Here is an 8,772-nt window from a genome sequence, read left to right as displayed (position 1 = left end):
GTGCGCGGCCTGTTTGCCAACGACAACCAGTACCAGGCGCAGGTTGCCGTGCGCCAGTCCGACCTGTCGCGCGCTCAGGACGATCTGCGCCGCCGCATGACGGTCGCGAAGACGGGCGCCGTGTCGCAGGAAGAGATTTCGCACGCCCGCGACGCCGTGAAAAGCGCGCAGGCCGCCCTCGACGCCGCCGGGCAGCAGCTCGCATCGAATCGCGCGCTGACCGCGAATACGACGATTCCCAACCACCCGAACGTGCAGGCCGCCGCCGCGAAGGTTCGCGACGCGTACCTCGCCAACGCCCGCAACACGCTGCCGGCGCCGGTCACCGGCTATGTCGCGAAGCGCTCGGTGCAGGTCGGCCAGCGGGTGTCGCCGGGCACCCCGCTGATGGCGATCGTGCCGCTGAATGCGGTCTGGGTTGACGCGAATTTCAAGGAAGTCCAGTTGAAGCACATGCGCATCGGCCAGCCGGTCAAACTGACCGCAGACGTGTACGGCTCCTCGCTCGCGTTCCACGGCAAGGTGGTCGGCTTCTCGGCCGGGACGGGCTCCGCGTTCTCGCTGCTGCCCGCGCAGAACGCAACCGGCAACTGGATCAAGGTGGTGCAGCGCCTGCCGGTGCGAATCGCACTCGACCCGCAGGAACTTGAAAAGCATCCGCTGCGCATCGGCCTGTCGATGCAGGCGGACGTGAACATCAAGAGCGACAACGGCGGCGAGCTCGGTAACGCGCCGAACACGGTCTACCAGACCAGCGTGTTCGACAAGTACGGCGACGAAGCCGATGCCGAGATCGCGCGCATCATCGCCAAAAACGCCGGCACCGGCGCCGCGCCGAAGGCAAACGCCCAGCCGGCCACCGCGGCCTCGAATTGAGCGGCGCGCCCGAGCGAACGATCTCAACCTGCGAGAACCAACATGGCTCAACCGAATCCTCCCGCGCTGCCGCATCCGCCGCTGACCGGTGGCAAGCTCGTGATCGGCACCATCGCCGTATCGCTTGCGGTCTTCATGAACGTGCTCGACTCGTCGATCGCGAACGTGGCGCTTCCGACGATTTCCGGCGACCTCGGCGTCGCCGCGGACCAGGGCACCTGGGTCATCACGTCATTCGCGGTCTCGAACGCGATCTCTGTGCCGTTGACCGGCTGGCTCACCGACCGGATCGGCCAGTTCCGACTGTTTCTCGCCTCGATCGTGCTGTTCGTGCTGTCGTCGTGGATGTGTGGCCTTGCGCCGACGCTGCCCTTTCTGCTCGCCGCGCGTGTCCTGCAGGGCGCGGTGGCCGGCCCGATGATCCCGCTGTCGCAGACGCTGCTGCTCGCAAGCTACCCGCGCGAGCGGGCGTCGGTCGCGCTGTCACTCTGGTCGATGACGCTGCTGGTCGCACCGGTCGCCGGCCCGATCCTCGGCGGCTGGATCTCGGACAACATCTCGTGGCCGTGGATCTTCTACGTGAACATCCCGGTCGGCATCATCGCCGCGATCGCGACGTGGGTGATCTTCCGCGAGCGCGATTCGCAGATCAGGAAACTGCCGGTCGACAGCGTCGGGCTCGGGCTGCTGGTGGTCTGGGTCGGCTCGTTGCAGATCATGCTGGACAAGGGCAAGGATCTCGACTGGTTCAGCTCAACGACCATCATCGTGCTCGCACTGACTTCGCTGATTGCGTTCGCGTTCTTCGTCATATGGGAGCTGACGGCCGAGCATCCGGTGGTCGACCTGTCGCTGTTCGCGCGCCGCAACTTCATGGGAGGCACGGTCGCGGTGTCGATTGGCTATGGGCTGTATTTCGGCAACCTGGTGCTGTTGCCGCTGTGGTTGCAGACCGACCTCGGCTACACCGCGACCAACGCCGGCCTCGTGCTGGCACCGGTCGGCATTTTCGCGGTACTGCTGTCGCCGGTCACGGGCAGGATCCTGCCGCGCACCGATCCGCGCTTCATCGCCACGGCGTCGTTCCTTGTCTTTGCGCTGTGTTTCTGGATGCGCTCGCGCTTCACCACGGGCGTCGACACCTACTCGCTGGTACTGCCCGGGCTGATCCAGGGCATCGGCACGGCGGGCTTCTTCATCCCGCTCCTGTCGATCACGCTGTCGGGGCTGCACGGCAACAAGATTCCGGCGGCGTCGGGGCTCTCGAACTTCGTGCGGATCACCTGCGGCGGCATCGGGACCTCGGTCTTCACGACCGCGTGGGACCATCGGACGATCCTGCATCACGCCCAGCTGACGGAGTCGGCCAACGTGTACAACCCGGTGTTTAACCAGGCTGTGCAGCAGATGGGCGCGCTCGGCATGACCCAGCAGCAGGCATACGGCGCAGTGAACCAGTCGATCTCGCAGCAGGCTGCGCAGCTTGGCGTAAACGACCTCTTTTACGCGTCGGCCGGCATCTTCGTGCTGCTGATCGCGCTGATCTGGGTCACGAAACCCGAACGCGCCGGCGCGGGTGCGCCAGATGCGGCGGCGTCCGCCGCGCACTGAAAGCGGCCGCACGCATCGTCGAGGCTCCCTCCCGCCTGCCGGCAGGGAACCTCGACACACGCCGCGGCGTCACTCGATGCTCTGGCTGCGGAGGTGCCCGCGAGAGTGTCCACGCCATGATGGAGCGGATCTTCTCGACGCAGGACAACTCGGGGCGCGGGAGTGGATTCGTCACCGAATGGCGTCGGCGCGGGCGTGCTGCTCACCCGGACGCGCTCCCGAGCTATTTTCAGTTCGCCGTCGATGCGGACCAGCCTGCTGTTGTCCGCTCGCCGCGAACGGCCGGTGTGGCCGAACCGGGACGGTCGCGACAGGCAGACCCTGAACAGACCTTCAGATTTACCCAAAGCGGCCGTTCGACGCTAGAGGTCTAAGTTTGATCGGATTATTTGCCACCGGCTTCGTCCGTTTCACATTGAGCATCGTCATTTCCATTATGTTGCCGGCCTCCTCTCGACCGGACCGCGATCCCGCCCTGGGTGACTGGACCGGGGGTGGAGTCCTCGATGACCTGAGACCGCGCCACATTGCCCCTTGCCCCCGGCGCGAACGCGAGAATGCGCAGGTTCGGCTCGGCAACAAGGAGCCGCCCGTCCGAGGAGATGGCGATCTTGTTTCCCGGCAAGCCAGAGCCAGTGATTCCCGTGGCTGGACCGCTGATTGTCCGTACCGGCGGCACGTCGCCGTTCGCCTGGGCGGCGAAAACGCTCACCTGGATCTGCGTCAGGTCCGTGGTCGCGTTGTAGACGAATAACTCGTCCGTACGCGGATCGACAGCGATCGTCATGTTGTTCCTTGCAAAAACTCCGGCCCCCGGCAGCAGGCCGGTTTTGCTACCCGTGAGGCTGCGCAGAAGCGGCGGCGAGGTAATGCTCCGACTCGTGCCAAGCGTGTCGATGATCGCCGCCCCCCGTATGTCATAACCCGCAATCAGCAGATTGTCGTCGCTGTCAATCGCAATGCTCACGTACTGGACGATATTCGGATCGGTAATGTGAATCGGATTGGTTACAGGCCCAGAGCTGTTGGCGGGAGCGACCAGCACCCCCGCCGTCGCGGGGCGAACGGTCATGACGAAGTCGTTGAGGTGGGAATCCACCGCGATGCTGAGCAGGTCATTTGTTATCGTCAACATGAACGACCGACTGGGCGCCTCATTGCCCTCGGCCTTCCGCGGAAAGATGTCGACCGTGCTGTTGGTAAGAAACTGCGCGACGTGAAAGGAGTCCTTCTTGTCGATCACCGTCGCTCCAGCGGTCATGAGGGTGGTGAGCGGCCCTTGCAGCACCTGGCAGGGCTCGGTCGCTCCGTTGGCGCGCAATGAGTAACCGCGAATCTGATCACCGAGAACGAGGAAGACGGCGTCGTTGGGGCAGGCGGCGTGCGCCAGTTGGACCCCGAACAGCATACTGGCGACGGCGACACATAGCGCGGGTTTCATGACACGCCTCCTTGGTCATATTGTGCGAATGCGCCAATCAAGCATAGACCCCGGGCGGAGGCCGAACGGAGTTCCGCCAGTTGGAACCTGTGTTTTGGCGGGCGATGCGAGGGAACACCCATCGATATCGAACGGTAGTCCGGTGTGCTAACGTGTTATGGCCCCATGTCGCATATGGATGACCGGTTTTTTAACGCATGATTGGCTCGTTCAGGCCAGCAACGAATGGTCGGAACGCCTGTCTGAGCGGCTCAAATAGGCCGGTCACTGCCCGACGTCGATCGGCGGCACGCGACCCGTTTCTGACGTTCGACACAATGCTGCCTCAACGACAGCTTTCAAGGTGCATCGGTCAATGCTGGCCGCCTTAACGCTGGTCAAGATACAGCTTGGCCTGGCGCAACTCCGGCCGGACCGTGTCCGCGTTTTGCCTGAGCGCGATGAGCTTCCCTAGGTTTGTAGGATGCCTGCCCTTGACCGTGTGCATGGGCGCGCGCCACAGAAGCATGCGGGCAGGCGTCGTACAAACCTAAACAACATGAGACCTCGGCGAGTGCGCCTGAAATCGGGTGCCGGCGAATCCGAACGACTTATAGTTGGTGCGTAAGCGGTCTTTCGTTGACGGCTATCAATCCGAGCGTGAATGCCCAGGACAGGTGTCCGCCAAGATCTACGAGTTCAAGCTGATCAGTTCTGGGTGGTCGTCAACAGACTGCGAACAAGTGACGATGCCTAGCCGCCGACTGGCCGGACCTCGGTCCAGTCGAACGCCGTCGCCTCACCGATTGCGCGCCAAGCGGCTAGTTCGGCATCGAGCGCCGCACGCTTCTTCTCCCACGCGCTGTAGGCGTCGGCGCCCAGCATCAGACGCAATGGCGGGTTCGCGTGGTCGACGACAGCAAGCATCGCCAGCGCGGCCTTCGCCGGATCGCCGCGCTGCTGGCCGTCATTGCCATTGAGATGCCGCTCGATTGGGTCGATGACGGGGCGGTAGTCGGCCACGCGCTGCTCGGCGCGCATGTTCCTGTCGCCGAGGAAGTCAGTTCGGAAGGCACCAGGTTCGACTATGGTGACCTTGATGCCCAGCGGGGCGACCTCTGTGTGAAGGGCCTCGCTCCAGCCCTCGAGTGCGAACTTGGACGCGCAATACGGCGCGAAGCCGGGGTAGGACACGAGCCCGAGGACGCTTGTGAGCATCAGCACGTGGCCGCTGCGTTGACTGCGCAGCGTGGGCATCAGTTCGCGTGTGAGTTCCGCGGCGCCGATGAAGTTGACGGCCAATTGATCCAGCAGCTGCGCCGTCGAGAACTCCTCAGCGGCGCCCAGTGAGCCGGATCCGGCAATGTTGGCGAGGACGTCGATACGGCCGAAGCGGCCGAGCGCCGCATCCAGTGCCGCACGGCGCTGGCTCGGGTCGGTGACGTCGAGCGAGACCGTGAGCGCGTGTTCGGAATTACGCTGTGCGATCTCTTCGAGCGACTCGCGGCGTCGCGCTGCGAGCGCGACCTTGTCGCCGCGCGCAAGCGCAGCCAGGGCGAGCGCCTTGCCTAATCCGCTAGAGGCCCCTGTGATGAACCAAACCTTGCTCATGTAGTACTCCTGTGGTCGGACGGGCGATTATTGCGTTAGACAGAGGCTCATCGCTCGTTAGCATTAACGGTCGGACGTCATATTCCAAGGATGAAGCGCGCCATAGCCGTCACCGGTAGTGGCGAGCGGAAGTTTCGTGAACAGCCACACGAGATACTGATACGGATTGGTACGGTTGGCCTTGCAGGTTTCAACCACCGAAAAGATTCGCACTGGCGGGAGAACCAGAGACTGTGTCGGCGAACAACCAACCCTTTCTGCAACGACGAATGGCTGAATCGCGTTCTCGCTGAGGTTGTTCGAGATCGGCCACGTGCCGTTTCCCACCCCCGCAAGTTGCTTGAGATCGAGCGGGAGTTCTCGAGTGGGGATCCGGTTCTGGTCCGCACGGCCGTATTCGGCATGTTGCATGCCGGACGGCTCAGTGCGCCGGATCTGCACACGCAGATGCTATCACTGCTCACCTCGTTTATCGCCGCGGAGACGAAGACATGAACCGCCGCAGGTTAGAGTTTCAGGCAATTGACCTCGCGACATGGCCGACGGTTGCCTATACCGAATTCGAGCATGAGGCACGGCGCACCTTTGAAGCGCGGATGCAGGCGCTTGTCCGCTACGCTCGCGGCGAATCGCTCAAACAGATCGAACAAGCTACCGGTGTCGATCGACGCCAGTTGTATCGTTGGCTTGAACGAGCCCTGTCGCTGCATCCGGACGGACGGCCCTTCGGATTCCGCGCACTGGCCAGCTACCTACGGGTCACCGAGTATGTTCGTCTAACTCCAGTGCGGGTACGCGGCGAGCGCGGCAGCTGTGGCGCCGCAGGCGCGTTATCGCAGTTGTTCGAGCGCTACCCTACCCTCGCTGCCTGGTTGCTGCTGCAGGTCAAACAGCATCGCGTGTTGCTCGAACAGATCAATGGAATTCGTCATGCAGTGGCTGCAGCCCGCGCACGCGCGTCCGCAATCGAATACGGCGGGGCGTGCGATCCGTTCGCTATCGCAGCGGCTGAAAGAGGAAATGCTGCGCAGCTTCGGCGCTGCCGCACGTTCGGCGGGTGCTTCGCACCTGAAGGGCTTGCCACACAGGGGTGACGGCGTGGGGAGTCCCGCGGCAACGCGTCCGTATCAGGTGGTGGAGTTTGACGGTCACCGGCTCGATATCCGCCTCAAAGTGGTCGTGCGCGACCCGCTGGGCTTTGAACACGAATTTGAAATGGAGCGAGTGTGGCTGCTGGTGATTATCGATGTGTGCACTCGCGTTGTGCTTGCCTACCACCTCGTCCTGGCACGCGAGTACAGCCGCTATGACGTGATCAAGACCATCGAGAAAGCTCTGGAGCCGCATCGCGCCCGTCCTTTCACCATAGAGGGGCTCAGCTATGGACCGCAGGACGGTTTTGCATCACAGCGGTTGCCGGAACTGGCGTATGTCACCTGGGAATGGATGAAGCTTGACAACGCAAAAGCGAATCTCGCGGACGACACCTTGACTGCTTTATGTGAATTCGTCGGTTCTCTCGTCGACGCGGGACCGATGTACAGCCCGGATGAGCGGCCGTACATCGAGCGCTTCTTCGGTACGATCGCCAGCCGGTTGTCTTCGCGCCTGCCGGGCTATACGGGTTCTCATCCGCGCGATCTGCGCCGTGCCCTCGCCGATCCGAAAGGCAACCTGCGCCTGTATGTGTCGCTTGATGAACTGGAAGAGCTTGTCGAGTATGCGATCGCTGGTTACAACGGTACGCCGCACGTCGGCTTGAATAACGCCACGCCGCTCGAGGCGATGGAGTATTTTATCCGCGGCAAGCAGATGATGGTCACATGGCTCGCAGAACATCATCGACGCACTCTCTGCCTGACGCAGTCGGCACGCCGCTGTCCCGTGCGAGCGTACCTTGACCAGGGTGTGCGTCCGCACATCAATCTGCATGGTGTGCGCTATACGAGCGACGTGCTGGCAGCCAGCACGCGTCTAATCGGCACACATCTGTTGATCTACATGAACGCCGACGACCTGCGTTGTGTGCGGGCGTTCCTGCCCGACGGAACCGAACTGGGCGTGCTCGATGCACAAGGGGCATGGCGTGTGGTGCCGCACAACCTCAAACTGCGTCAGGAAATCCGCAAGCTCAAGGGTCAGCGCCATGGCAGCGCGATGGTCGGCGCCAATCCGATTGAGGCTTACGTTCAGACGAAGCTCGAGCAGGCCAGGAAGACGCGCAAGGCAGCCATGGAACTCGCGCATGCAGTCAGGTTGCTGGCGTCAGCACCGACTGTGCGCACGCCCGTGGGTCCGGCGCGGCCGGTGGAAACCGGGATGGCGGCATCGACAGGGACCCAGACAGCGGCTGCATCACCAATGGTGACCGCCGTCGAACTTGCGGCTCGCGCGCCAGTCCGGCCGAGGAAACTTTCCATCGGTACCGGTCAGGTCTTTTAACCCCGTCGTTTGCATGGGAGGCACCATGTCGCTTCAGATACCGCGTCCTGTCGATCCGTTGCTGCATCCGCTGGCCACCGGCAATTATCGAATTGCCACCCCAGCGATCGAGGCGTTCTATGATCTCGTGGCCCGATGTCTGCACTACCGGATCATGGGTGCGCTGATCTACGGACCATCGCGGATCGGCAAGACCCGCGCGATCGAATACGTGCGACTGCTGCTCGCCCACAACTATTCCCGGATAACCAGCTATCACGCGCAGTGCGAAAACAAACCGCGCCACGCCGAAGGGCCGTTCTTTGCCAACCTGCTTGAGGCGGTCGGAGATCCTGATCCGAACGCCGGCTCCAACCCTTCCAAGCGGCTGCGCCTGTCATTGAGGATTCGCGAGGCGGTCGCCCGTTCTGGCGGTGGCACGGTATTGCTCTTTTGCGACGAGGCTCAGCGCTACAACGAGAATGAGTACGAGTGGCTGCGTGACGTACACGACGCGCTCGACCGGCAGCAGATCAAGCTATTTACTTTCCTCGTTGGTCAGGAGGAGTTGCTCGCACAAAAAACCAGTCTGCAGATTGCTCACAAGACTCAGATCGTTGCGCGTCTAATGGTCGAAGAGCTCTCTTTCTGTGGCATCCGCAACGCACAGGATGTCGCCACGTGCATGAACGGCTACGATCAGACCGCCTATCCGGAGGGCACCCCATGGAGCTTCACGCGTTTTTATGTCCCACAGGCATTCGACGCCGGTTATCGGCTATTAGACGACGCGGGCCTGTTATGGCAGGCATTCGAGGCTGCACACCACAAAG

General features: G+C 62.7%; 5 protein-coding genes and 2 pseudogenes. 4 read left to right on the top strand and 3 right to left on the bottom strand.

The features are described from left to right. Together GNZ13_RS36390 and GNZ13_RS36385 are read left to right on the top strand one after the other, a co-directional pair. A partial coding sequence (locus tag GNZ13_RS36390; protein WP_172173798.1) for an HlyD family secretion protein occupies positions 1–876 on the top strand: 876 nt, incomplete at its 5' end. A 42-nt stretch (positions 877–918) separates the two neighbouring features. Then, a complete protein-coding gene (locus GNZ13_RS36385; RefSeq protein ID WP_172173795.1) occupies positions 919–2,487 on the top strand; it encodes a DHA2 family efflux MFS transporter permease subunit in 1,569 nt (522 codons plus the stop codon). A gap of 385 nt (positions 2,488–2,872) precedes the next feature. On the opposite strand, the gene GNZ13_RS36380 is transcribed toward GNZ13_RS36385, so the two are convergent. From GNZ13_RS36380 to GNZ13_RS36370, 3 genes and pseudogenes are all read right to left on the bottom strand, one after another. Next, entirely contained in the window at positions 2,873–3,928 is a 1,056-nt protein-coding gene (locus GNZ13_RS36380; RefSeq protein WP_172173792.1) for an NHL repeat-containing protein, read from the bottom strand. A 732-nt stretch (positions 3,929–4,660) separates the two neighbouring features. Continuing rightward, positions 4,661–5,518 carry an oxidoreductase gene (locus GNZ13_RS36375; protein WP_172173789.1) on the bottom strand — a complete coding sequence of 286 codons (858 nt, stop codon included), beginning with the start codon at positions 5,516–5,518 and terminating at the stop codon, positions 4,661–4,663. 63 nt (positions 5,519–5,581) lie between these two features. Next, positions 5,582–5,845 (bottom strand): annotated as a pseudogene (locus tag GNZ13_RS36370) (transposase domain-containing protein); the annotation flags it as partial. 164 nt (positions 5,846–6,009) lie between these two features. On the opposite strand from GNZ13_RS36370, the pseudogene GNZ13_RS36365 reads away from it, so the two are divergent. Both GNZ13_RS36365 and GNZ13_RS36360 read left to right on the top strand, forming a co-directional pair. Further along, a pseudogene (locus GNZ13_RS36365) lies at positions 6,010–7,960 on the top strand (helix-turn-helix domain-containing protein). A gap of 25 nt (positions 7,961–7,985) precedes the next feature. Next, the coding region (locus tag GNZ13_RS36360; RefSeq protein WP_172173801.1) for an ATP-binding protein at positions 7,986–8,772 on the top strand (787 nt) is incomplete at its 3' end.

Origin of the sequence: Paraburkholderia elongata (assembly GCF_013177735.1) — a bacterium.
In the GTDB taxonomy this organism is placed as follows: domain Bacteria; phylum Pseudomonadota; class Gammaproteobacteria; order Burkholderiales; family Burkholderiaceae; genus Paraburkholderia; species Paraburkholderia elongata.
Note: the sequence above shows the minus strand (reverse complement) of the source record. Positions and strands in the feature narration are given on the sequence as shown.